Annotated in this window: 22 protein-coding genes; all 22 read left to right on the top strand. The window is 43.1% G+C overall.

All coding sequences use genetic code 11. From position 1 onward, the window contains the following. The first annotated feature begins 38 nt into the window (after window positions 1–38). Window positions 39–785, top strand: a complete 747-nt coding sequence (uppS, locus tag HPC40_RS08115) for a polyprenyl diphosphate synthase (protein WP_208118991.1) — start codon at window positions 39–41, stop codon at window positions 783–785. After that, on the top strand, window positions 778–1,647 hold the full coding sequence (locus tag HPC40_RS08120) for a phosphatidate cytidylyltransferase (protein WP_208118992.1): 870 nt from the start codon (window positions 778–780) through the stop codon (window positions 1,645–1,647). The genes uppS and HPC40_RS08120 overlap by 8 nt, the downstream gene beginning before the upstream one ends. An 18-nt stretch (window positions 1,648–1,665) precedes the next feature. After that, on the top strand, window positions 1,666–3,006 hold the full coding sequence (rseP, locus tag HPC40_RS08125; protein WP_208118993.1) for a sigma E protease regulator RseP: 1,341 nt from the start codon (window positions 1,666–1,668) through the stop codon (window positions 3,004–3,006). Between the two features lie 49 nt (window positions 3,007–3,055). Then, window positions 3,056–5,473 carry an outer membrane protein assembly factor BamA gene (gene bamA / locus HPC40_RS08130; RefSeq protein ID WP_208118994.1) on the top strand — a complete coding sequence of 806 codons (2,418 nt, stop codon included), beginning with the start codon at window positions 3,056–3,058 and terminating at the stop codon, window positions 5,471–5,473. Window positions 5,474–5,571: 98 nt separating this feature from the next. Then, window positions 5,572–6,120, top strand: coding sequence for an OmpH family outer membrane protein (locus HPC40_RS08135; protein WP_208119019.1), 549 nt, complete (start codon window positions 5,572–5,574; stop codon window positions 6,118–6,120). A gap of 5 nt (window positions 6,121–6,125) precedes the next feature. Next, window positions 6,126–7,151 (top strand): UDP-3-O-(3-hydroxymyristoyl)glucosamine N-acyltransferase, encoded by a 1,026-nt coding sequence (gene lpxD / locus HPC40_RS08140; RefSeq protein WP_208118995.1) that lies wholly within the window; start codon window positions 6,126–6,128, stop codon window positions 7,149–7,151. A gap of 41 nt (window positions 7,152–7,192) precedes the next feature. Continuing rightward, window positions 7,193–7,660, top strand: a complete 468-nt coding sequence (gene fabZ, locus HPC40_RS08145; RefSeq protein ID WP_208118996.1) for a 3-hydroxyacyl-ACP dehydratase FabZ — start codon at window positions 7,193–7,195, stop codon at window positions 7,658–7,660. Between the two features lie 9 nt (window positions 7,661–7,669). Continuing rightward, a complete protein-coding gene (gene lpxA, locus HPC40_RS08150; protein ID WP_208118997.1) occupies window positions 7,670–8,458 on the top strand; it encodes an acyl-ACP--UDP-N-acetylglucosamine O-acyltransferase in 789 nt (262 codons plus the stop codon). Window positions 8,459–8,731: 273 nt separating this feature from the next. Further along, window positions 8,732–9,190: a division/cell wall cluster transcriptional repressor MraZ gene (gene mraZ, locus HPC40_RS08155; protein WP_208118998.1), complete on the top strand. Its 459-nt coding sequence runs from the start codon at window positions 8,732–8,734 to the stop codon at window positions 9,188–9,190. Between the two features lie 120 nt (window positions 9,191–9,310). After that, window positions 9,311–10,273, top strand: coding sequence for a 16S rRNA (cytosine(1402)-N(4))-methyltransferase RsmH (rsmH, locus tag HPC40_RS08160; RefSeq protein WP_208118999.1), 963 nt, complete (start codon window positions 9,311–9,313; stop codon window positions 10,271–10,273). Then, complete coding sequence (gene ftsL, locus HPC40_RS08165) at window positions 10,270–10,593, top strand: cell division protein FtsL (RefSeq protein ID WP_208119000.1); 324 nt, start codon at window positions 10,270–10,272, stop codon at window positions 10,591–10,593. Before rsmH ends, ftsL begins: the two co-directional genes overlap by 4 nt. A gap of 9 nt (window positions 10,594–10,602) precedes the next feature. Then, window positions 10,603–12,432 (top strand): peptidoglycan glycosyltransferase FtsI, encoded by a 1,830-nt coding sequence (gene ftsI / locus HPC40_RS08170; protein ID WP_208119001.1) that lies wholly within the window; start codon window positions 10,603–10,605, stop codon window positions 12,430–12,432. 8 nt (window positions 12,433–12,440) lie between these two features. Then, window positions 12,441–13,955 (top strand): UDP-N-acetylmuramoyl-L-alanyl-D-glutamate--2,6-diaminopimelate ligase, encoded by a 1,515-nt coding sequence (gene murE / locus HPC40_RS08175; protein WP_208119002.1) that lies wholly within the window; start codon window positions 12,441–12,443, stop codon window positions 13,953–13,955. Then, window positions 13,909–15,279 carry a UDP-N-acetylmuramoyl-tripeptide--D-alanyl-D-alanine ligase gene (gene murF, locus HPC40_RS08180; RefSeq protein ID WP_208119003.1) on the top strand — a complete coding sequence of 457 codons (1,371 nt, stop codon included), beginning with the start codon at window positions 13,909–13,911 and terminating at the stop codon, window positions 15,277–15,279. The genes murE and murF overlap by 47 nt, the downstream gene beginning before the upstream one ends. Further along, the gene (gene mraY / locus HPC40_RS08185) at window positions 15,273–16,355 is read left to right on the top strand and encodes a phospho-N-acetylmuramoyl-pentapeptide-transferase (RefSeq protein ID WP_208119004.1); all 1,083 of its coding nucleotides are present in this window, start codon (window positions 15,273–15,275) and stop codon (window positions 16,353–16,355) included. Before murF ends, mraY begins: the two co-directional genes overlap by 7 nt. Window positions 16,356–16,364: 9 nt before the next feature. Beyond that, window positions 16,365–17,672, top strand: coding sequence for a UDP-N-acetylmuramoyl-L-alanine--D-glutamate ligase (murD, locus tag HPC40_RS08190; RefSeq protein ID WP_208119005.1), 1,308 nt, complete (start codon window positions 16,365–16,367; stop codon window positions 17,670–17,672). Next, the gene (gene ftsW, locus HPC40_RS08195; RefSeq protein WP_208119006.1) at window positions 17,672–18,859 is read left to right on the top strand and encodes a putative lipid II flippase FtsW; all 1,188 of its coding nucleotides are present in this window, start codon (window positions 17,672–17,674) and stop codon (window positions 18,857–18,859) included. The genes murD and ftsW overlap by 1 nt, the downstream gene beginning before the upstream one ends. A gap of 9 nt (window positions 18,860–18,868) precedes the next feature. After that, on the top strand, window positions 18,869–19,921 hold the full coding sequence (gene murG, locus HPC40_RS08200) for an undecaprenyldiphospho-muramoylpentapeptide beta-N-acetylglucosaminyltransferase (protein ID WP_208119007.1): 1,053 nt from the start codon (window positions 18,869–18,871) through the stop codon (window positions 19,919–19,921). A gap of 10 nt (window positions 19,922–19,931) precedes the next feature. Then, complete coding sequence (gene murC / locus HPC40_RS08205; protein ID WP_408021826.1) at window positions 19,932–21,371, top strand: UDP-N-acetylmuramate--L-alanine ligase; 1,440 nt, start codon at window positions 19,932–19,934, stop codon at window positions 21,369–21,371. Next, the gene (locus tag HPC40_RS08210; RefSeq protein WP_208119009.1) at window positions 21,361–22,305 is read left to right on the top strand and encodes a D-alanine--D-alanine ligase; all 945 of its coding nucleotides are present in this window, start codon (window positions 21,361–21,363) and stop codon (window positions 22,303–22,305) included. Before murC ends, HPC40_RS08210 begins: the two co-directional genes overlap by 11 nt. 1 nt (window position 22,306) lies before the next feature. After that, a complete protein-coding gene (locus HPC40_RS08215) occupies window positions 22,307–23,098 on the top strand; it encodes a cell division protein FtsQ/DivIB (RefSeq protein ID WP_208119010.1) in 792 nt (263 codons plus the stop codon). 23 nt (window positions 23,099–23,121) lie between these two features. Beyond that, window positions 23,122–24,402 carry a cell division protein FtsA gene (ftsA, locus tag HPC40_RS08220; protein WP_208119011.1) on the top strand — a complete coding sequence of 427 codons (1,281 nt, stop codon included), beginning with the start codon at window positions 23,122–23,124 and terminating at the stop codon, window positions 24,400–24,402. Window positions 24,403–24,431: the final 29 nt, after the last annotated feature.

Genomic DNA, 24,431 nt, shown 5'->3' on the forward strand with positions numbered 1-24,431 from the left:
TATGATATAGTAGGCGAAAAGAGTGAATTGGAAAGGCAATGACATCAATAGCTGAACGGGTAATGCCACAACACGTCGCGATTATTATGGACGGCAATGGACGCTGGGCGAAGCAGCGGGGAAAATTGCGCATCGCTGGGCACAAGCGAGGCGTGCAGGCGGTGCGAAGTGCGGTTGCGTATGCTGCGAAAAATGGTATTCATGCGTTAACATTATATGCGTTTAGCTCTGAAAATTGGTCTCGACCTGCCGCAGAAGTAGATCATTTAATGGATTTATTTATGTGGGCGTTACAGCGAGAAGTGAAAAAATTGTGCGAAAATAACATCCAGCTGCGTATTCTAGGTGATACATCTCGCTTTAGTGTGGCATTGCAGAAAAAAATTGCTCATGCTGAAATGCTTACTCAAGGCAATTCAGGGCTGATTTTAAATATTGCGGCAAATTATGGTGGGCAATGGGATATTGTGCAGGCAGCACAGCGGTTGAGTGAAAAAGTGCGGTTAGGCGAGTTAAAACCCGAGCAGATTGATGATAATCTCTTCAATGCACATTTAGTTACCGCTAATCAGCCGAGTGTGGATTTGGTGATTCGCACCAGTGGTGAGCAGCGTATTAGCAACTTTCTATTGTGGCAAATTGCATATGCGGAGCTGTATTTTACGGACTGCTTATGGCCAGATTTTAATGAAGATGAATTTGCTAAAGCCATTGTGGCGTTTAACCAACGCGACCGTCGTTTTGGCGCAACTCAAGAGCAAATAAAAGGAGCGCAACATGCTTAAGCAACGTGTGATATCTGCTATTGTCTTACTTGCCTTTGTATTACTTGCTTTATTGTATTTTTCGCCTTACGCGTTTGCCTTAACAATTGGCGTTATTGCGATACTTGGCGTGTGGGAATGGTGTCAATTTGCCAAACATAAGCGTGATATTTGGCGTTATATCGTCACAGGCTTGAGTGCTTGCTTGCTCTATTTAACGTTGTATGCCTATCAGGATAAAATCAGTGCAGGTATTGTGCTGACGAACAATAATAGTTGGCTGTTATATGGGGCTATGCTGTGGTGGTTGACCGCACTTTTGATGGTGTTAAGTTATCCGACATCAGCTAAATTTTGGGATAAGCCTGCTTTATGGCAGTTACTTTTTGGCTTTTTCACCCTTGCGCCGTTTGTGCTTTCACTGCTCAGTTTGAGATTATATAACTACAATCTTAATCCTTACAGTGGTTTGATTTTATTACTGTATGTCTTGGTGTTGGTGTGGGTTGCTGATTCAGGGGCTTATTTCTGTGGTCGTGCGTTGGGCAAACATAAACTCGCCAGTCTCGTATCGCCGAAAAAAACGTGGGAAGGATTGATTGGTGGCGTGATTTGTGCTCTGATCGCTGGCGTAATCTATGTGAAACTGACACCAGATGATTTCATTTTACGTCAACTTCCTATTGCGACATTACTGCTGGTGTCTCTAGGAACAATATTGATTTCGATTTTAGGCGATTTAACGGAAAGTATGTTCAAACGTGATGCGGGCATTAAAGACAGTAGCCAATTAATCCCAGGGCATGGCGGTGTGTTGGACCGTATTGACAGTTTAACAGCGGCATTACCATTTTTTTGTTTAATGTTTTATCTATTAACCTAAGCGTAAATAAGGATAAGAATGAATGTGTTGTGGTCGCTAATCTCATTTTTTGTTGTTATTAGCGTATTGGTATTTGTCCATGAGTTTGGGCATTTTTGGGCGGCACGCCGTTGTGGCATTAAAGTGCTGCGTTTCTCTTTAGGTTTTGGAAAAGTATTATTACGCCGTAAAGATAAACAGGGCACGGAGTTTGTCGTGTCGCTTATCCCGCTTGGTGGCTATGTGCGAATGCTGGATAGCTCCGCAGAACCTGTACCTGCTTATTTGAGTCAATATGATTACAAACAAAAATCAGTGCTACAACGGGCTTTTGTGATTGCCGCTGGTCCATTGGCAAATTTTTTATTTGCTATTTTCGCCTATTGGGTAATCTTTATGGTGGGTATTCCGTCGGTTAAACCAGTGATTGGGCAAGTCGCACCGCACTCTATTGCGGCGAATGCAGCGTTGCCACATGATTGGCAAATTCACGCAATTGATGGGCAAAAAGTCCACGATTGGAATGAGATTAATATGCTCTTGACCGCAAAATTAGGCAAGTCTGAGGTTAAGCTAAGTGTTGCACCTGTGGGGTCAGAACAACTGCGTGATCGCACATTAAATCTACGACAATGGCATTATGATCCACAAAAAGAAGCAGCATTTACTTCGCTTGGTATCACACCCGTGCATAACGAAGTGCAATTAATTGTCAGTAAAGTGATAGAAAATTCGCCAGCACAACGAGCAGGGCTACATATTGGTGATGAGATTTTAAGCATTAATGGGGCTGAGCTAGATTGGCAGGGTGTGGTGAATGCGATTGAGCAAAATCTCAACCGCACTTTGGCTGTTCAAGTGCGCCGCAATGGTAGTGTATTACAGTTAGACATTACCCCTGAATTGAATAGTCAGAATAAACCATATATTGGTTTTGCACCGACCGTGAAGCCATTGCCGGCGCAGTATCGCAGCGAATTAAAATATGGTATGCTAGACGCACTTTTGCATGCGGCTGAGAAAACGTGGCAGCTAAGTGCGGTTACGGTGAAGTTGGTCGGCAAATTAATTACAGGGGATATTTCGCTAAAAAATATTGGCGGGCCTATTGCCATTGCACAAGGTGCAGGCATTTCATCTGAAATTGGTTTGTTGTATTACTTAAGTTTTATGGCATTGATCAGCGTCAATCTTGGTATTATGAATTTGATTCCTTTGCCAGTATTAGACGGCGGACATCTGCTATTTTTAGCCGTTGAAGGGCTACGTGGGCGACCTGTTTCAGAGCGGGTGCGAGAACTTTTTTTCCGTATTGGCGCAACCGCACTTTTAATGTTGACCGTTTTTGCTGTATTTAATGATATTATACGCTTTATGTAAGGCAATTGCCGAAACTCAGATTAACTCTTTTGGATAGGACTAAGCTACAATGAAAAAACTCTTAGCAACCAGTTTACTATTAGCCAGCAGCTCAGTTATGGCTGCGCCTTTTACGGTACAGGACATTCGGGTTGAAGGCACCGATCCTGTTACGGCAGAGCGTATTCGTTCAGCGTTACCCGTGAAAGTCGGGCAGCGCGCTAATGATCAAGATTTATCAAATATTGTGCGTACACTGTTTCAACGTAACAATATTGAAAATGTTGTAGCACGTCGTGATGGCAATACATTGGTTGTGGAAGTCCAGCCACGTCCATATATTACCGAGCTTGAAGTTAAAGGTAATAAACAGATTCCTAAAGAAGCATTAGAAAGCAATTTGCGTGATAATGGCATTGCGAAAGGCGAGATTTTGCAGCGTGAAAAATTAGAAGCATTTCGTGCGGAGCTAGAAAGACATTATCACACGATGGGATATAACAACGTAGAAGTGAAAACCGTGATCGATGATTTAGGACAAGGGCGTGCAAAATTAACCTTGGATATTAAAGAAAATAAATCATCATTGGTAAAAACCATTAAGTTTGACGGTAATCATGCCTTTAGTGATAACAAATTGTTGCAACAAGTTGATATTCAGCCAGATGTATCGTGGTGGAATATTTTTGCCAGCAGCCGTTTCTCAGAACCCAAATTTGAAAAAGATTTGAATACATTGCGTGATTTTTACCTCAATCAAGGCTATGCAAAATTCCGCATCTTAGATACTGATGTAAAACTGAGTGATGATAAGAAAAATATTGATATCACCATTAAAATGGATGAGGGTGAGAAATATACGATCAATGATGTGAAAATCATTGGCGATACTGCGGGAATGAATAAAGAGTTAAATCAACTATTGGTCAATGTAAAACGAGGTGAGCAGTTCCGTGGTAGCACAGTGCGTCGTATTGAAGATGGGATTAAATCAACACTTGGTGAACGTGGTTATGCTAATCCACAAATCCATGTGCAGCCAGAATTTAACGATGCCCAACATTCGGTTGATTTAATTGTGGTGGTTGAAGCAGGACGTCGTTATTATGTACGCAGTATCCGCTTTGAAGGCAATGATGTAAGTGCAGACTCAACGTTACGTCAAGAAATGCGTCAACCTGAAGGTGCATGGCTCAATACCGCACTTTTAGATCAAGGTAAATACCGCTTAGAGCGTACAGGATTTTATGAAACCGTAGATATGCAAACGTTAGCAGTACCGAATGTTGATGACCAAATTGATGTGGTTTATAAGGTGAAAGAACGCAATACAGGTAGCATTAATTTTGGTATAGGCTATGGTACGGAAAGCGGTTTGAGTTATCAGGCAAGTATTAAGCAGGATAATTTCCTCGGCATGGGGTCATCTGTGAGCTTGTCAGGGACGAAAAATAAATATGCTACCAGTGTTAATCTTGGCTACAACGAACCCTACTTTACTCGTGATGGGGTAAGCCTCGGTGGTAATGCGTTTTACGATAAATATGACTATTCAGATTCAAGTACCACAGCGGCATATTCACGTACAAGCTACGGACTTAATGGAACATTAGGTTTTCCTGTTAATGAAAATAATTCATACTACTTAGGTCTTGGCTGGGTACGTAATAAATTGAAAGATATGTATCCTGAATATAATCGTGCACTCTATTTACAATCAATGAATATTGATAAGTGGACAGTGAAAACAGATGACTTTGAATTTAGTGCAGGCTGGAACTATAACACACTAAATCGTGGGTTCTTACCAACAGATGGAACACGCGCTAGTCTTGGTGGGAAAATCACAATTCCAGGCTCAGATAATAAATATTACAAACTGAATGCGGATGTCGTAACCTTCAAGCCACTGAACTATGACCAAACATGGGTATTGATGGGTAAAGCTGGACTTTCTTATGCCAAAGGCTTCGGTGGCAAAGAAATGCCGTTCTATCAAAATTACAGTGCTGGCGGCATTGGCAGCCTACGCGGTTTTGCTTATGGTGCGGTAGGGCCGAAAGCGATTTATCCAACCTGTGGCGAGCAAGATCGTAATACACCGGTTTCAGCGGGTAAAAACGCTTATCATTGTATAAACAATGATGTAATTGGTGGTAATGCAATGGCTACTGCAGGGGTAGAATTAATCATGCCAACCCCGTTTGTGAGTGATAAGCATCAAAACGTGGTGCGGACATCGGTATTCTTAGATGCGGCCAGCGTGTGGAATACAAAATGGAAAAAAGGAACGCGTAAAGAGTTTGCTATTCAGCAAGGGCAAATTGCTAATTACGGTAACCCGAAACGTGTTCGAGCCTCCGCTGGGCTTGCATTCCAATGGAATTCACCGATTGGGCCATTGGTATTCTCTTATGCGAAACCAGTTAAAAAATACGAGGGTGATGAAATTGAACAATTCCAATTTAGCATTGGTGGTACGTTCTAATTCATTAATAAAAAAGAACTTTTTAATAAAAGTGCGGTCTTAATACTGCGGCAGATGAAAATCTGCCCTTAAATAATATACAAGAAGGATTTACTATGATGAAAAATACAATGAAAGTGGCAGGATTAACGTTAGCATTAGCCTTAACTTCAGCATTTGCACACGCAGAAGAAAATATTGCGTATATTGATTCAGGTGCTATTTTCCAAAATCACCCCGATCGTGAAGCGGTAGCAAAAAAAATCGATGATGCTCTCAAAGGTCCTGCGGAAAAGCTACAAGCAGCAGAGAAAAAAATCGTTGATAAAATGAAAGCGTTGGAAAAAGAAGCACCAAAATTGCGTCGGGCAGACATTCAAAAGCGTGAGGATGAAATCAACAAACTTCGTCAAAGCTATCAAGAGGACCTAAATGCGTTCCAACAGCAAAATGACAAATTACAATTTGAAGAACGTGCAAAATTATTGCAAAGCATTCAAGAAGCAACGAATGAAGTCGCAAAAGAGAAAAAATATACTTATGTTATTGATGCGAATGCCTTGGTCTATGCCGCAGACGGTAAAGATATAACAAAAGAAGTCTTAGATCGCATCAAACCTGCGGAAAAAGCACCAGCAAAAGTGGAAGAGAAAAAAGCAGGGAAGTAATGTAGATGGCAAGTTATAGCTTAAAGCAACTTGCAGAGCATGTAAAAGGACGCTTGCGTGGAGATGCAAGCGTTACCATTACGAGCATTGCACCCCTTGAAAAAGCCAGAGCCAATGAGCTGAGTTTCATAACGAATGCGAAATATCGTGATATATTAGCCCAAAGTCAAGCGGGTTGCTTATTGGTCAAGGAAGAAGATGTACCATTTTGTGCAGAGCAGAGTAATCTGATTATTATTGCAGATCCTTATGTAGCGTATGCTAAAATTGCACAACTTATTGATACAACCCCTTCACCCGCTTCAGGTATTGCACAAAGTGCGGTCATTTCATCAAGTGCGGTTTTAGGCAATAATGTCAGTATTGGTGCTAATGCCGTGATTGAAGAGGGTGTTGTACTGGAAGATAATGTGGTCATTGGTGCGGGCTGTTTTCTAGGTAAGCACTGTCGCATTGGTGCTAACACAAAATTGTGGGCGAATGTGAGTATTTATCATCATGTACACATTGGTCACGATTGTTTGATTCAATCAAACACAGTCATTGGTGGCGATGGATTTGGTTATGCCAATGAACAAGGACAATGGGTGAAAATTCCACAAACAGGCAGTGTTAAAATAGGTAATCGTGTTGAAATTGGTGCGTGTACTTGTATTGATCGTGGTGCACTTGATGATACGATTATTGAAGATAACGTGATTATTGATAATTTATGTCAAATTGCACATAACGTACATATTGGAACGGGCACTGCGGTAGCGGGTGGCGTAATTATGGCGGGAAGTTTAACGGTCGGACGTTATTGCCTTATCGGTGGTGCTAGTGTAATTAATGGACATATGAGTATTTGTGATGGTGTAACGATAACTGGCATGGGCATGGTGATGCGCCCTATTGATAAGCCAGGTGTTTATTCATCAGGTATTCCATTACAAAGCAATAAAGAGTGGCGCAAAACCGCAGCATTAACGCTTAATATCAGTGATATGAATAAACGCTTAAAAGCATTAGAGCGAAAAAAAGAAAAATAGCAAGTAGAGTCATACTTTTAGTTGAACGTAAGGAAATCACAGTGACAGAGCAAGTGGAAAAAACAAAAGAACAGAAAATAGTGGATATTAACGAGATTATGCAGCTTCTTCCGCACCGTTATCCTTTTTTATTGGTTGATCGTGTCATTGACTTTGAAGAAGGTAAATGGCTGAAAGCTGTTAAAAATGTATCAGTAAACGAACCTTGTTTTACGGGTCATTTCCCGCAAAAACCTATTTTCCCTGGCGTGTTAATACTTGAAGCGATGGCACAAGCAACAGGTGTGTTAGCGTTCAAAACGTTGGCATTACCGAAAGATGAGCTTTTTTATTTTGCAGCCATTGATAACGCACGTTTTAAACGCCCGGTTGAACCGGGTGATCAAATGATTTTAGAAGTACATTTTATCAAAGAACGTCGTGGCGTGACGCGTTTTACAGGGGTTGCGACCGTTGATGGTAAAATTGTGTGTGAAGCAGAGCTAATGTGTGCCCGTCGGGGTATGTAAGGAGCAAGCATGATCGATCCATCTGCTAAAATTCATCCTCAAGCTATTGTTAGTGAGGGGGCAAAAATTGGTGCAGAAGTTGAAATTGGACCATTTTGTGTTATCGGCCCAGAGGTTGAAATCGGTGATCGTACGAAATTGCATTCTCATGTCGTTGTGAATGGCAATACGAGCATTGGATGTGATAACCAGATTTTTCAATTTGCGAGCATTGGTGAAGTCAATCAAGATTTGAAATATCAAGGCGAGCCCACTAAAACCATCATTGGTGATCGAAATCGAATCCGTGAAAGTGTCACCATTCATCGTGGTACAGTACAAGGTGGTGGGGTTACACGCGTAGGTAGCGATAATCTTTTAATGATCAATTCGCATATTGCACACGATTGTCAGATCAAAAATCACTGTATTCTTGCGAATAATGCAACCCTTGCAGGGCATGTGGAACTTGATGATTTCGTGATTGTTGGTGGTATGTCGGCCATTCATCAGTTCGTGATCGTTGGCGCACATGTGATGTTAGGCGGTGGCTCTATGGTAAGCCAAGACGTACCACCTTATGTCATGGCGCAGGGGAATCATGCTCGTCCTTTCGGCGTGAACTTGGAAGGGTTGAAACGCAGAGGGTTTGATAAGACAGCAATGCGAGCGGTACGTAGCGTGTATAAATTAATCTATCGTAGCGGTAAAAGTTTAGAAGAAGTGATCCCTGAAATCGAGCAACTTGCAGAAAAAGAAGCGGCGGTGAGTTTCTTCCTATCGTTCTTTAAACGTTCAACGCGCGGCATCATTCGTTAATCTTTTTTCCTTCCTCAGACCGCACTTTGCATACCAAAGTGCGGTTTTTTTATTTTAAAATGTAAAGAATACAATAGCATTACAAATGATTGCTTGTTTAATAGCCAAAACTCGCTCATCTCTTAACCGCACTTTTTTGATTTTCTTGCATAAAAAACACATAAAAACCTTGCAACAAAGGGGCTATGATAATAAACTTAGCTAAAAGGTGGGAAAAAGTGGGATTTAGTGGAAATTTTTCCTAAAAATTGACGTAAGGTAAAAGAGCAAGCAATGTTTCGTGGTGCCACATCAATTAGCTTAGATAGTAAAGGGCGGTTTTCTATTCCGACGCGCTATCGTGCTGAAATTTTGGCGCAGAACGAAGGACAAATGGTATGTACTGTTGATATTCGTCAGCCTTGCTTGTTGCTCTATCCGTTAAATGAATGGGAAGTGATAGAGCAGCGTTTATTGCGTTTGTCTAATTTCGATCCAAATCAACGCCGCTTGCAGCGTGTAATGCTGGGGTTTGCGACAGAGTGCAGTTTAGACAAAAATGGACGCATACTGTTAAGCCCAACGTTGCGAGAGCATATTCATCTTGAGAAAAATATCAAACTGGTAGGACAACTTAATAAGTTTGAGCTGTGGAGTGAAGCCCAGTGGCTTACACAAATTGATGAAGATATTGCTATCGGTAGCAGTGATACCTTTGCCGCCTCAGAAGAATTAAAGACGCTATCATTGTAACAAAAAAGAGAAAGACTTATCTTTCCAGCAATGGTAGTAGCACTAGCAGGGCGAGCGGCGTATGTTGGATACGCCGCGAACCCATTTAATCTTAAATGCTTAAATAATGAGTTCACTACTATGAGTTCGTCGCCAAATGTAAACACAGGTCATATTACGGTATTACTAAATGAAGCCGTAGCGGGGCTTGCTATAAAAGAAAATGGCGTTTACATTGATGGCACATTTGGGCGGGGCGGACATAGCCGTACTATTCTCGCCAAGTTGGGGGATCAGGGGCGATTAATTGCCATTGATCGTGACCCGCGTGCGATTGCTGAAGCGAATACCATTCATGATCCGCGTTTTTCTATTATTCATAGTCCTTTTTCGGCAATTACTGAGATTTGTGCACAGCATCATTTAATCGGCAAAGTTGATGGAATCTTACTCGATCTTGGGGTTTCTTCCCCCCAGCTAGATGAAGCTGAGCGCGGTTTTAGTTTTATGCACGATGGTCCATTAGATATGCGAATGGATCCGACACAGGGCGTAAGTGCTCGTGAGTGGCTCGAACACGTTTCAATTGAGGATTTAACGTGGGTGTTAAAAACCTTTGGCGAAGAGCGTTTTGCGAGGCGTATTGCAACGGCAATCGTCAACTTTAATCAGCTAGCTAAGCAAACGGGTGAACCGACATTAAACCGCACTTCGCAATTAAGTGAACTCATTGCACAAACGGTACCGTTTAAAGATAAGTACAAACACCCTGCAACCCGTACATTTCAGGCGATCCGAATTTATATCAATAGTGAATTAGACGAGTTAGAAACAGCTTTAAATTCTGCGCTCAGTGTATTATGTGCGGGCGGACGACTGTCTATTATCAGCTTTCATTCTTTAGAAGATCGTATGGTTAAACATTTTTTGAAAAAACAAAGTAAAGGCATAGATATTCCGAAAGGTTTGCCTGTGCGTGATGATGAGTTTGACCGTAAGCAAACGCTTCGTATAGTGGGGAAAGCCATTAAACCCTCTGAAGATGAAGTCCATCATAATCCGCGAGCACGAAGTGCGGTTTTACGCGTGGGAGAAAAGTTATGAACACGACAGTACGCCATCCACTGCGTAAAATTATTATTGATGATATGTTGTCGTCCAACAAAATTGCGTTGGCACTGTTATTGATGGTCATCGCAAGTGCGGTTGCGACAATTTACATTATTCACCAAACACGTCAGCTGAATGCACATAACGGCGAGCTGATTTTAGAAAAGCGTGCGTTAGAAAATGATTATGTCAATCTAAAACTGGAAGAGCACGCATTAAATGATAATGTTCGCATTACAAGTGTAGCGCGAAAAATGCGAATGGGCGGCATAACGAACGAACAGCAAGTGATTATTATTGAGCAAGGGCATTAGGGCAGCACGATGAAATTTTTCTCGAAAAAAACGCAGCGAAAAGGGGCGCATATTCATAAAAAAGCGTCTGCGACAATTAAGCAAAATGCCACGCCAGAAAGTGCTTTTATCAAATGGCGTTATTATATTGTGATTGGTGCCATTTTTATTGCAATGTTTTTTCTTGTGGCACGCGCAGTAGATTTGCAAATTAATAATGCAGATAAAATGAATTATGAGGCGGATAAACGATCGCTGCGTACGCAAGCACTGCGTTCAGCACGGGGAATGATTTTGGATCGCAATGGTAAATGGCTTTCCGTGAGTGTGGAAATGTATTCTTTGGTTGCCGATCCTAAAGTGATTTTTGAAAAAGGCTCATTGCAGGATGAGGCACGCTGGAAAGCATTGGCGGATGCGTTGAAAATACCCTATAAAAAAATCAAAGCTAAAATCAGTAAAAATCCAAAAAGCCGTTACATCTACCTTGCTCGTCAAATTACGCCAGAGGTTGCGAAATATGCGCGTGAATTAAAAATTCAAGGGATTCAGTTGACCCCAGAATTTCGGCGTTTTTATCCAAAAGTGGAAGAAACAGCCCATTTAATCGGTTTTACTAACATTGATGGCGAAGGTATTGAGGGAATTGAAAAAAGTTTTAACAAATTATTACTTGGACAAGACGGCTCTCGAACTTACCGCAAAGATGGGCAAGGCAATATGATTGAGGCAGTAGATGATACGAAAAAGTATGATGCGCATAATGTCACGCTCAGTATTGATGATCAACTACAATCAATGGCATATCGCTATATTAAAGAAGCTGTGATTGAGAATAAAGCGGAATCGGGCACGATTGTGTTGGTCGATATTCGCACAGGTGAAGTATTAGCGATGGCAAATGCGCCATCTTATAACCCAAATAATCGTAATACCACTGTAAAAGCCGATTTGCGTCGCAACCGCGCTATCACAGATACATTTGAACCTGGTTCGACCGTGAAACCATTTGTTGTTTTGACCGCACTTCAACGTGGTATTGTCAATAAAAACTCTGTGTTAAATACTCGTCCATTCACAGTCAATGGGCACACGATTCATGACGTGGCGAATTATGACAAACTCTCCATTGCAGGCATTCTACAAAAATCCAGTAACGTAGGGGTCAGTCATCTTGCACTTGCTATGCCGCCAACAGCATTAGTGGAAACGTATGAAAAAGCAGGGATTGGCAAACCCACAGATCTCGGTTTGGTTGGGGAACAACAAGGGATTTTGCCACATCGTAAGCGTTGGGCCGATATTGAACGTGCTACCATTTCCTATGGTTATGGTTTAATGGTGACGCCGCTACAATTAGCACGTGCTTATGTAACGTTGGGCAGTTTTGGCATTTATCGCCCATTATCGATCACAAAAGTGGATCCTCCCGTTATTGGTACACGCGTATTCCCTGAAAAAACAACACGCGATGTTATTCATATGATGGAAACGGTTGCCTTGCCAGGCGGTGGTGGGGTGGCGGCTGCGGTCAAAGGCTATCGTGTTGCGGTGAAAACAGGAACTGCTAAAAAAATCGAAGATGGTAAATATGTGAATAAATATATTGCTTATACCGCAGGGGTTGCGCCTGCGAGCAATCCTCGTTATGCGCTAGTGGTATTAATTAATGAGCCGAAAGGCGGTAAGTATTACGGTGGGGCAATTTCTGCACCTGTGTTCTCTAAAATGATGGAATTTACCCTAAGATCACAAAATGTGAAGCCTGATGCCATTAGTGAAAATGACACCGCAACACGCATTATCCGTCTAGATCAACAACAATCTGCGGTCACAATGCCAACACAGCCAATCAATTAGGGGAGATTATGCAACGTTTAGCAAATTGGCTCGACATAGAAAAATTACCGAAAGTGCGGTTAAACGCAATGCAGCTTGATAGTCGTGCAGTGAATGCCGGCGATGTATTTGTTGCGCTTAAAGGGCATCATAGTGACGGACGCAATTTTATTGCTAATGCAATCGAAAACGGAGCTGTGCTTGTGTTGGCACAAAGCGAAAAGCGTGATGAGCATTTACATATAACATACGAGCACACTGTGCCTGTGGTGCATTTTTACCAGCTTGACCGTCTGCTAAGTCAAATTGCTGGCGATTTTTATGGGAATCCAAGTAAAGAAATGTGCTTAATTGGAGTAACTGGCACCAATGGCAAAACAACCGTTGCACACTTATTGACCCAGTGGGCAGCCTTATTGGGAAAAACCGCCGCCGTTATGGGCACAATCGGTAATGGACTTTATGGCAACGTGAAAAGTGCGGTCAATACCACAGGTTCGGCAGTTGAAGTGCAAGCGAATTTGCATGATTTTTGCACTCAAGGTGCACAGATGGCGGTAATGGAAGTGTCATCTCATGGTTTGGTACAACATCGTGTTGAGGCATTACAGTTTGACGCAGCGATTTTTACCAACTTAAGTCGTGATCATCTTGATTACCATCACACAATGCAGGCTTATGCTGATGCGAAATATCGCCTGTTTTCTGAGCTGAATGTACAACATCGTATTATCAATTACGATGATCCAATCGGTAAACAGTGGCTTGAAAAATTACCCAGTGCGGTTGCAGTAAGTTGCCAACCCATTAACCATATTGACCGCACTTTTGTGTATGCAACGCATATTGATTTTCACAGTGAAGGTGCGCGCATTGAGTTCGATTCTAGCTGGGGTAATGGCGTGCTGGAAAGCAATTTGATTGGACCATTTAATGTCAGTAATTTATTACTGGTCACGGCGACATTATTGCAATTAGGTTACCCACTGACCGCACTTTGCGAAACGGTTACACAACTCTTTGGTGTATGTGGGCGAATGGAAATGTTTGGCGCGCCACTTCAGCCAACCGTGATTGTGGATTATGCGCATACGCCAGATGCGTTGGAAAAAGCGTTACAAGCCGCCAAAATGCACTGCGAGGGGCAATTATGGTGCGTATTTGGTTGCGGGGGGGATCGCGATAAAGGTAAGCGACCATTAATGGCGCAGGCAGCGGAACGCTTTGCTGACAAAATTGTAATTACGGATGATAATCCACGCACAGAAGATCCTGAGCAAATTCTATCTGATATTCAAGAAGGCTTAAAAGATAGCCGTAATGCGGTTTGTATTAGCGGGCGTGAACAAGCCATTTATTATGCAATTACCCAAGCGACGTTTGAAGATGTGGTGGTGGTGGCAGGCAAAGGGCACGAGGATTACCAAATTATTGGCACAGAGAAATACCATTTTTCCGATCGTGAAGTGGTTTGCACTTATTTAGAACCTAAAACATATGATGAAACTAACAACGGCGCAACTTGCGAACATTTTAAATGCTAACCTCATAGGGGCAGAGAATGTCACGGTTTCGTGTGTGAGCACAGATACACGCAAAGCGTGCTCAGACGCATTATTTTTTGCTCTCAAAGGGGCGAATTTTGATGCCCACCAATATTTAGAAAATGCGGTTGCACAAGGGGCAAATGCACTGGTTGTAGAGCAACCTGACCGCACGTTAAACGTGCCACAATTAGTGGTAGATAACCCCCAAATGGCACTGGGGCAATTAGGGCATTGGTTGAAAAAAACACTTGCGCCGAAAACCGTGGCTATGACGGGGTCATCAGGCAAAACGACAGTAAAAGAGATGACGGCAGCCATTTTAGCCCAAAAAGGCAAGGTACTTTTTACGCAAGGAAATTTTAACAACGATATTGGCGTGCCGTTGACCTTATTGAATTTAACCGAACAGCACGAATTCGCTGTGATTGAGCTGGGGGCGAATCATAAAGGCGAGATAGCCTATACCACCGCCTTAGTTGAGCCTGATGTTGCCTTAGTCAATAATGTTGCGCCTGCACATTTAGAAGGCTTTGGCTCTCTGGACGGTGTTGCACAGGCGAAAGGTGAAATTTACCGTGGATTACCAGCAGATGGCGTTGCGATTATCAATGCTGATTGTAATTATAAAGATAGTTTTTGGCGTGACGATATTGGCACGCGTCGCTGTTTATCGTTCGGATTAAACAATCCAGCCGACTTTACAGCGCGCGATATTCGCTTGCACGCTAACGGGGCTGAGTTTGAACTGGTAACCCCACACGGTAGTATGACAATTCATTCGCCTTATCTTGGTCGTCACAATGTTAGCAATGCCTTGGCAGCGAGTGCACTGGCGATGCAAATGGGGGCAAGTCTGGCACAGATTAAAGGCGGGCTTGAGCAGCGTAATCGTGTGCCAGGACGGCTATTCCCCGTTCAACTGAGTGAGCATGTTTTGGTAATTGATGACAGTTACAATGCGAATGTGGATTCACTTAAAGCGGCAATTAGCGTATTGTCAGCGTCTAATGGTAAGCGCATTTTAGTGGTTGGCGATATGGCTGAGCTCGGTGAAAATACGCGTGCATGTCATACAGAGGTGGCGACATTTGCACGAGAGGCGAAGTTGGACGGCGTATATAGTTTTGGACATGAAAGTGCGGTCATCAGCCAGCGTTGTGCTGGACAACATTTTCAAGATAAAACCGCACTTTGCACGGCACTATTGGCACAGATTAATCAGTATGTGGCAGAGCAGCAGCCGGTGGTAATTTTAGTTAAAGGATCACGCTCACAGCGTATGGAAGAGGTGATCGCACGATTAAAGGATAAAGTATGTTAGTTTGGTTGGCAGAACAGTTGGTTCAATATCACACGATTTTTAATGTGGTGTCTTATCTTACGTTTCGCTCCATTGTGGCGTTGTTGACCGCACTTATGATCTGCTTATGGATTGGACCGAAAGTCATTCGCCGTTTACAAATGTTGCAAATTGGGCAAGTGGTGCGCCATGACGGCCCTGAAAGCCATTTTAGTAAACGGGGTACGCCAACGATGGGCGGTGTGATGATATTGTTTTCCATCGGTGTGAGTACATTGTTGTGGGCCGATTTAAGTAATAGCTATGTCTGGTGTGTACTCTTTGTATTGTTCGGGTATGGCGTAATCGGTTTTTGTGATGATTACCGAAAAGTGGTTCGCAAAAATACCGATGGATTAATTGCACGCTGGAAATATTTTTGGCTTTCAGTGGTGGCGTTGATTGCCGTTTTTTGGATGTATGCGATAGGAAAAGACACTGCGGCGACACAGCTTGTTGTACCTTTTTTTAAAGATGTGATGCCGCAGTTAGGCGTGTTCTACATTGTGTTAGCGTATTTTGTGATTGTTGGCACCAGTAATGCTGTGAATTTAACCGACGGGCTAGATGGCTTGGCGATTATGCCAACCGTGCTGGTGGCGGGGGCATTTGCCTTGATTGCGTGGGCGACAGGTAATGTCAATTTTGCTGACTATTTGCACATTCCTTATATCAAATTAAGTGCAGAGCTTGCCATTGTATGTACTGCCATTGTCGGTGCGGGGTTAGGTTTTTTATGGTTTAACACCTATCCTGCTCAAGTTTTTATGGGTGATGTAGGCTCGCTGGCACTTGGTGGTGCGCTGGGCGTTATCGCGGTATTAGTACGACAAGAATTTTTATTGGTGATCATGGGGGGAGTTTTTGTGATGGAAACTCTGTCGGTGATTTTGCAAGTGGGGTCATATAAAATTCGTAAACAACGCATTTTCCGCATGGCACCGATTCACCACCATTTTGAATTAAAAGGTTGGCCTGAACCACGCGTGATCATCCGCTTTTGGATCATTTCCTTGGTGCTGGTCTTGATCGGCTTAATTACGTTGAAATTGCGTTAAGGGTTGACGATGGATTATCAAGGAAAAACCGTTAGCGTCATTGGGCTTGGGCAAAGTGGGCTGTCTTGCATTCATTATCTAACAAAGTGCGGTGCACAGGTGTATGCTATTGATACTCGCACGCAAGACAAATTCAATGTGCCGTTGCCACAAGGGGTAAAAACGCACTTTGGCAGTATGCCGCAAGCGTGGCTACTGACAAGTGACTTGATTGTCATCAGCCCTGGTGTGCCTGTTGCCAGTGCCGAAATTCAGCATGCAATCAATGCTGGTGTTGAAGTGGTTGGAGATATAGAGCTTTTTTGTCGTGCTACCGATAAGCCGATCATCGCTATCACAGGCTCAAATGGCAAAAGCACGGTAACAACTTTAGTGTATGAAATGGCAAAAGCAGCAGGGATAAAGGTAGGACTGGGCGGAAATATTGGCATTCCTGCACTTTCGCTACTGGATAGCGACTATGAGTTGTTTGTGCTTGAGCTTTCCAGCTTTCAGTTAGAAACGACCACCTCCTTGCGTGCAGCGGCAGCAACTATCCTGAATGTTAGCCCAGATCATCTGGATCGTTACAACGGCAGTCTAACGTTATATCAGCACGCTAAGCTACGTATTTATGACGGGGCACAACACTGTGTTTTCAACGCACAAGACGTGCTTACCACACCACCACAAAGTGCGGTTAATCCGATCAGTTTTGGTGACAATGCTGATTATAGTTTGAAATCAGAGGGTGACCGCACTTGGCTTTATGCAAAAGGTGAGCGCGTGCTGGCAACTGATGAATTGGGTATCGTGGGGCGACACAATGAATTGAATGCCCTTGCAGCCTTAGCGTTAGCGGATGCGGCAGGCATTGCACGCACAGGTGCCGTGCAGGCCTTGAAAATGTTTAAGGGGCTTGCTCATCGCTTTCAGTTAGTACATCAACACAATGGGGTGCGTTGGGTTAATGATTCTAAAGCCACCAATATTGGCAGCACCCAAGCGGCGTTGCATGGGCTAAAACTCAATGGCAAATTGCATTTATTACTGGGTGGATTAGGCAAAGGGCAAGATTTTAATGAACTAAAAAGTGCGGTTTCGCCTGACTTTATTCACCTGTATTGCTTTGGCAAAGACGGTGATTTAATGACCGCACTTTCACCGCGTACTCAGCGGTTCGACACCATGGCGCAAGCGATAGACGCTATTCGTGCGGTATTACAGCCAGGGGATATGGTTCTGCTATCACCAGCGTGTGCCAGTTTTGATCAATTTAACGGCTTTGAGCACCGTGGAGAGGTGTTTACGGCGTTGGCAAAACACGAGGTGGCGTGATGAGTTTTGGTGCACGCATTCGCACACAAGCTGATAAATGGCTTAAGTTAACACCCGATTATTTACTCTATGACCGCACGCTATTATGGCAATTTATCTCGTTGATGGCCATTGGGTTTGTGATTATCACCTCCGCCTCCATTTCCGAAGGTAGCCGACTGTATAATGATCCTTTTTATTTTGCGATTCGTGAAATGATCTATATTGCATTTGCGTGTTTTGTGGCATTTGCTTTTGTGTTTGTTCGGGTAGAGACGTGGGAAAAATATAGCCCGCATATTCTAGGTGTAACCATCTTTTTATTACTGATAGTGTTGGTGCCTGGCATAGGAAAATCTGTTAATGGCGCACGCCGTTGGATTGGGTTAGGAATTTTTAATTTTCAGCCCGCTGAGCTTATTAAATTTGCAATGATCTGCTATCTCTCCAACTATTTTGTACGCCGCTATGAACAAGTGCGTGAAAAGCAGCTAAGTGCGGTAAAACCCTCCATTGTATTAATCTGTATTGCGGCATTTTTACTCTTGCAACCTGATTTAGGTAGTGTAATCGTGTTAGCGGTGATTATGCTGATTATGCTGTTTTTAATGGGGGCAAAATTAGTCCAATTCGTGATAGTCGCAGGCGTGGGGTTAAGTGTGATCTATTTTCTGATTTTAAAATCAGCTTACCGCTTAAAACGCTTAACCTCATTTGCTTCGCCGTTTGATGACCCATTTGGAGCGGGTTTTCAGCTAAGTAATTCACTTATTGCCTATGGGCGGGGGGAATTTTTGGGCACTGGGCTTGGCAATTCTATCCAAAAGTTAGAATATTTGCCTGAAGCACACACAGACTTTATTATGGCGATTTTAGGGGAAGAATTTGGATTAATCGGGATTATTTGTGTATTAGTGCTGTTTTCGCTAATGCTATTACGGATGTTGAAAATTGGTAAAGAATCTCTCTTGCTTGGGCAACGATTTGGTGGCTATTTTGCATTTGGTGCAGTGGCGTGGTTCTTTTTCCAAGGGTGTTATAATTTAGGTATGACAATGGCATTGTTACCTGTTAAAGGCTTTACCTTTCCGTTTGTGAGTTATGGCGGATCAAGTTTAATTATTAGTGCCCTTGTGATAGCGGTGATTTTGCGCATAGATCATGAAAACCGTCTTGCTCGTGCGCATGCCCATTTGCGAGAAGATTGAGGAGTTGCAATGGAACAAAAACGCTTATTGGTTATGGCTGGCGGCACAGGTGGGCATGTTTTTCCAGCAATTGCGGTAGCACGCAAGTTGCAAGCACAGGGATGGGATATTTGCTGGCTAGGCACTCGCGATCGTATGGAAGCAGAATTAGTGCCTAAACACGGTATCAATATTCGATTTATTAAAATTTCTGGGCTGAGAGGAAAAAAATTAACCGCACTTTTGGGCTCGCCATTTGCGATCACCCGAGCAGTGTGGCAGGCAGTTAAGATTATTCGAGAATATAAACCCCATGCTGTGCTTGGTATGGGCGGCTATGTGTCAGGTCCAGGTGGCATTGCTGCCAAATTATGCGGTGTGCCAATTGTGCTACACGAGCAAAATGCTGTGGCTGGGTTGACAAATGCGTGGCTGGCGAAAATGGCAACACGTGTGTTACAAGCCTTTCCTCAGGCGTTTAAAGACGCCCAAGTGGTGGGGAACCCCGTGCGTGATGAATTTTTCCAACAAGCCGATCCTAAAGTGCGGTTTGAGACACGCCAAGGTGCGCTAAAAGTATTGGTCGTTGGTGGCAGTCAAGGTGCACGGGTGTTAAACTTTTTGATGCCAGAAGTCGCAAAAAAAATGCCAGAATTGCATATTCGTCATCAAGTCGGTAAAGGCAATGTCGAGGCAGTACGTGCATTTTATCCAAAAGATGCCAAGGTAGATGTGAGCGAGTTTATTGATGACATGGCAACAGCTTATGCTGATGCTGATGTGATTATTTGCCGCAGTGGGGCATTAACAGTATGTGAGATTGCCGCAATTGGTGCAGCAGCAATTTTTGTGCCGTTCCAACATAAAGATCGTCAGCAATATCTCAATGCGAAATTTTTAGCAGATAGTGATGCCGCAGAGATTATTGAGCAAGCTGAGCTCAATTCTGAGCGAATGGTGGGGCTGTTAGAGCAATTAGATCGTGCGAAGCTGGTTCAAATGGCGGAAAATGCCAAAGCAAAAGCAACCCCTGATTCAGCCCAGCAGGTGGCGGATGTGATTATCAGTGTGGCAAAAAATTAAGTAGGAAATGATGAATAATAACGAATTACATAAAAAGATCCGTGAGATTGTTCCGAGTATGCGTCGAGTGCGACAAATTCATTTTGTGGGCATCGGCGGTGCAGGCATGGGGGGGATTGCGGAGGTCTTGCTCAATGAAGGATACCAAATTACAGGCTCGGATATTAATCAAAGTGCGGTCACTGAGCGATTACAAAAATTGGGCGCAACGATTTATTTTCAACACGCACCTGAAAATGTTACTAATGCAAGTGTGGTGGTGGTTTCCAGTGCCATTAAAGAGAGTAATCCTGAAGTGCAAGCAGCACGTCAAGCACGTATTCCTGTGATTCAACGGGCACAAATGTTAGCGGAGATTATGCGTTTTCGTCATGGTATCGCCATTGCGGGAACACATGGTAAAACCACAACCACGGCAATGGTTGCAATGATTTATGCACAAGCAGGGCTTGATCCGACGTTTGTGAATGGCGGCTTGGTAAAATCAGCAGGTACAAATGCCCATTTGGGCGCAAGTCGTTATTTGATTGCTGAAGCCGATGAGAGTGATGCGTCATTTTTACATTTGCAACCGATGGTATCGGTAGTCACCAATATCGAACCCGATCATATGGAAACATACCAGGGTGACTTTGCACGCATGAAGCAGACTTATATTGATTTTATGCATAATTTGCCGTTTTATGGGTTAGCGGTGGTTTGTGCAGATGATCAGGTTATCGAAGAATTAATTCCGCAAATTGGGCGGCAGGTGATAACCTATGGCTTTAGCGAAAAAGCAGACTACCGCATTCAGAATTATCGCCAAACGGCCTTTCAAGGATTATATGATGTTGTCTTCCCAACGGGCGAGGTGTTGAGCGTTGTCCTTAATGTGCCTGGCAAACACAATGCCTTAAATGCTACGGCAGCGTTGGCCGTGGCGAAAGAAGAAGGTATTGATAATGTAGCAATTTTGACCGCACTTTCAGATTTTCAAGGTGCAGGTCGTCGTTTTGATCAGCTTGGAACGTTTAAGCGACCGTGTGGTTCGGTCATGTTAGTTGATGATTATGGACATCACCCAACGGAGGTGGACGTAACAATTCAAGCTGCACGAGCGGGATGGGAAAATAAACGCGTGGTAATGCTGTTCCAGCCGCATCGCTATTCACGTACACGTGATTTATTTGATGATTTTGTGCAAGTGCTGTCTAAAGTTGATGTATTGTTAATGCTGGATGTCTACTCTGCGGGTGAAGAGCCTATTGCAGGAGCGGATAGTCGGGCATTATGCCGCTCTATTCGGAATTTAGGCATGGTTGACCCGATTTTGGTATCTGACGTAACCAAATTGCCTGAAATTATGGCACAAGTCTTGCAAGATGGCGACTTGGTGCTTGCACAAGGTGCGGGCAATGTGAGTAAATTATCGCGTCAATTAGTTGAATTGTGGACAAATGAACAATAAGAGTAAAACGATGAAAGCATTAGAACAACAAAAAATTGCCGTTTTATATGGCGGTACATCGGAAGAGCGTGAAGTTTCGCTTGCGTCAGGCAGTGCCATTATTGCAGCATTACGGGAAGAAGGTCTTGATGCCCATGGTGTTGATCCTAAAACATATCCGATTGTCAATTTAAAACAAGATGGTTTTGATCGGGTATTTAATATCTTACACGGTCGTGGTGGTGAAGATGGTACCGTACAAGGGCTGTTAGAGAATCTCGGCATACCTTATACTGGCTGCGGTGTGTTAGCGTCGTCGTTAAGTATGGACAAGTTGCGTACGAAATTATTATGGCGAGGGCTAGGTTTGCCTATTGCTGATATGGAAGTGGTTACCCGTAATAGTATTCATGAGCTTGATGCCGATGCAGTTGTTGCACGGTTAGGATTACCATTAATGGTAAAACCATCGCTTGAAGGTTCAAGTGTGGGATTAACCAAAGTCGATCGCATAGAGCAACTTAAAAGTGCGGTTGAGTATGCCTTAGAATTTGATCAAACCGTATTGATCGAAGAGTGGCTTTCAGGGGCAGAGTATTCTGTGCCTGTGCTAGGTGATGAAGTCTTGCCTGCGGTAAAAATTGTGCCACAAGGAGCGTTTTATGACTATGAAGCGAAATACCTTTCAGACACAACACAATATTTTTGCCCAGCAGGCTTAAGTGACGAGCGTGAGTGTGAAATCCGTGCATTGGTAAAACGTGCCTACGATAGCATAGGCTGTCGAGGTTGGGGACGTATTGATGTCATGGAAGATAGCAAAGGTCAATTTCGTTTGATTGAGGCGAATACCAATCCAGGTATGACTAGCCATAGTCTGTTTCCAATGTCGGCTAAAGTACATGGTTATACGTTCGGACAATTAGTCGTGAAAATTTTACAACTGAGCGAATAATATGGCTGTTAAACCGCGTCCAAAACCAAAGAAAGCAAAAATAAGTATCACCGAAAGTGGTTTTAAGTTTTTTCCGCTTAAGTCGCTATTTGTGATATTATGCATCGTGCTTGCATATTATACTTATTCGCATTGGGACGATTTTTTAGAAAAATTAGATGATAAACCGATCAGCGCATTTGGTTTAATTGGGCAGCCCAAATATACGACATTTGATGATATTCGTAGCAGTTTAACGCAATTTGGTGAACTTAAAGGTTACTTCTCCCAAGATGTCAGCAAAATTAAGCAACAGATTGAATTAATGCCTTGGGTGCGTGGTGCATTAGTACGCAAAATTTGGCCTAATAAATTAAGCATAGCTGTTGCGGAATATTCGCCTGTAGCCTATTGGAATGACAATCAATTATTGGCGGCAGATGGTTCGATTTTTAGCCTGCCACAAGAAAAGCGGCAAGATCTTGTGTTACCTATCTTGCGAGGCAATGATTTTCAAAGTCGTGATGTGTTGAGCGCTTGGCATCAAATTAGCCAAGCATTAAAAGCAAAAAATATGACGTTACAGTCATTAACGATTGATGATCGTGGTGCGTGGCAAGTAGGGCTTGATAATGGCATTATCTTGAAGCTCGGACGTGGTGAGTGGAAGCAAAAAATTGATCGTTTAGCAACGATTTATCCACAAATTGAAGTGCCTGAAAATCAGGCTATTGATTATATTGATTTGCGCTATGCAAGTGGTGGAGCAGTCGGTTTTCGCCCCGTTAGTGCACCAGAACAATTAACAGAATAACTCATTGGCAAGAAGTGATAAATATGGCAAAAATTGTTGATTCAAAAATAAAAGTGGGTTTGGAAGTCGGCACGTCCAAAGTCGTTGCCGTAGTGGGTGAAGTGTTGCCCGATGGCGTTGTCAATGTGCTTGGTGTTGGCAGCAGCCCGTCAAAAGGAATTGATCGAGGCAGTATCACAGACCTTGATGCCGTGGTCAACTCGATCCAGCGTGCAATTGAAGGTGCGGAATCTATTGCAGATTGCCAAATTATGAGTGTGTCGTTGGCAATCACAGGCGATCACATTTGTAGCCTCAATGAGAGCGGTTGGGTACCAATCGGTAATGGAGAAGTGACGCAAGATGAAATTGATGATGCAATGACCATTGCCCAATCGGTGAAAATTGGCGAGGGGCTGAGTATTTTGCATGTGATTGAGCAAGAGTTTTCAGTCGATAATCAACCTAATATTAAAAATCCACTCGGCTTGCAAGGCGTTCGTTTGCAAGCTCAAGCACACTTAATTGCGGCTAATCAAAATTTACTGAATAATTTGAAAAAAGCGGTAGAGCGAGCAGGCTTAAAAGTCGATGAAGTCGTATTTTCAGGGCTTGCATCAAGTTATTCCGTGTTAACCGAAGATGAAAAAGAGCTTGGCGTATGCCTAATTGATATTGGTGGTGGTACCATTGATCTTATAGGTTATACCAATGGCGCATTACGGTTTAGTAAAGTCATTCCCTACGCAGGAAGTCGCGTAACGGATGATATTGCCTATGTGTTTAGTACGTCACGCGTTGAGGCAGAGAAAATCAAAGTTGCATTTGGTAGTGCCATTGATTTAAGCAAAGATGATGAAATGCGTAGTGAAAGTGAGAAAAAAATTGAAGTGCCAAGTATTGGTAACCGTCCGCCTCGCGCTCTCAAACAAGGTACATTGTCGCAGGTCATTTCATCACGCTATGAAGAGTTATTGCAATTAGTTAATCATGAGCTGAAAAAACTGAAGTCTGAATTAGATGCGAAAAATATCAAGTCTGATATGATTGCAGGTGTAGTGTTGACGGGGGGCGGGGCACAAATTAATCATATTGTACAATGTGCCGCCAATGTGTTTGGACCACAAGTGCGGGTGGGAACTCCGCTCAATTTAACGGGTCTAACAGATTATGTTAACAAGCCACAGTATGCGACAGTGCTGGGATTATTACACCATAATTACGGCGCACCAGATGATTTAATGCGACACGACAAAGGTGGAAATTCATTAAATGTGATTTCGGGCGTCAAAAAAATGTTCGCTTGGGTGAAAAATCAGTTTTGATAATTGACGCATTTAGCTTAGAATAGAAA

The organism is Spirabiliibacterium falconis (assembly GCF_014885015.1).
Lineage (GTDB): Bacteria > Pseudomonadota > Gammaproteobacteria > Enterobacterales > Pasteurellaceae > Spirabiliibacterium > Spirabiliibacterium falconis.

What these genes read in the sequence shown, in the direction of transcription:
- murD (WP_208119005.1), top strand. Translation starts at nt 16,365, where the DNA reads ATGGATTATCAAGGAAAAACCGTTAGCGTCATTGGGCTTGGGCAAAGT.
- ftsL (WP_208119000.1), top strand. Translation starts at nt 10,270, where the DNA reads ATGAACACGACAGTACGCCATCCACTGCGTAAAATTATTATTGATGAT.
- ftsI (WP_208119001.1), top strand. Translation starts at nt 10,603, where the DNA reads ATGAAATTTTTCTCGAAAAAAACGCAGCGAAAAGGGGCGCATATTCAT.
- murE (WP_208119002.1), top strand. Translation starts at nt 12,441, where the DNA reads ATGCAACGTTTAGCAAATTGGCTCGACATAGAAAAATTACCGAAAGTG.
- HPC40_RS08210 (WP_208119009.1), top strand. Translation starts at nt 21,361, where the DNA reads ATGAACAATAAGAGTAAAACGATGAAAGCATTAGAACAACAAAAAATT.
- HPC40_RS08135 (WP_208119019.1), top strand. Translation starts at nt 5,572, where the DNA reads ATGAAAAATACAATGAAAGTGGCAGGATTAACGTTAGCATTAGCCTTA.
- murC (WP_408021826.1), top strand. Translation starts at nt 19,932, where the DNA reads ATGAATAATAACGAATTACATAAAAAGATCCGTGAGATTGTTCCGAGT.
- lpxD (WP_208118995.1), top strand. Translation starts at nt 6,126, where the DNA reads ATGGCAAGTTATAGCTTAAAGCAACTTGCAGAGCATGTAAAAGGACGC.
- ftsW (WP_208119006.1), top strand. Translation starts at nt 17,672, where the DNA reads ATGAGTTTTGGTGCACGCATTCGCACACAAGCTGATAAATGGCTTAAG.
- HPC40_RS08120 (WP_208118992.1), top strand. Translation starts at nt 778, where the DNA reads ATGCTTAAGCAACGTGTGATATCTGCTATTGTCTTACTTGCCTTTGTA.
- rseP (WP_208118993.1), top strand. Translation starts at nt 1,666, where the DNA reads ATGAATGTGTTGTGGTCGCTAATCTCATTTTTTGTTGTTATTAGCGTA.
- bamA (WP_208118994.1), top strand. Translation starts at nt 3,056, where the DNA reads ATGAAAAAACTCTTAGCAACCAGTTTACTATTAGCCAGCAGCTCAGTT.
- mraY (WP_208119004.1), top strand. Translation starts at nt 15,273, where the DNA reads ATGTTAGTTTGGTTGGCAGAACAGTTGGTTCAATATCACACGATTTTT.
- murG (WP_208119007.1), top strand. Translation starts at nt 18,869, where the DNA reads ATGGAACAAAAACGCTTATTGGTTATGGCTGGCGGCACAGGTGGGCAT.
- lpxA (WP_208118997.1), top strand. Translation starts at nt 7,670, where the DNA reads ATGATCGATCCATCTGCTAAAATTCATCCTCAAGCTATTGTTAGTGAG.
- mraZ (WP_208118998.1), top strand. Translation starts at nt 8,732, where the DNA reads ATGTTTCGTGGTGCCACATCAATTAGCTTAGATAGTAAAGGGCGGTTT.
- ftsA (WP_208119011.1), top strand. Translation starts at nt 23,122, where the DNA reads ATGGCAAAAATTGTTGATTCAAAAATAAAAGTGGGTTTGGAAGTCGGC.
- rsmH (WP_208118999.1), top strand. Translation starts at nt 9,311, where the DNA reads ATGAGTTCGTCGCCAAATGTAAACACAGGTCATATTACGGTATTACTA.
- uppS (WP_208118991.1), top strand. Translation starts at nt 39, where the DNA reads ATGACATCAATAGCTGAACGGGTAATGCCACAACACGTCGCGATTATT.
- HPC40_RS08215 (WP_208119010.1), top strand. Translation starts at nt 22,307, where the DNA reads ATGGCTGTTAAACCGCGTCCAAAACCAAAGAAAGCAAAAATAAGTATC.
- murF (WP_208119003.1), top strand. Translation starts at nt 13,909, where the DNA reads ATGATGAAACTAACAACGGCGCAACTTGCGAACATTTTAAATGCTAAC.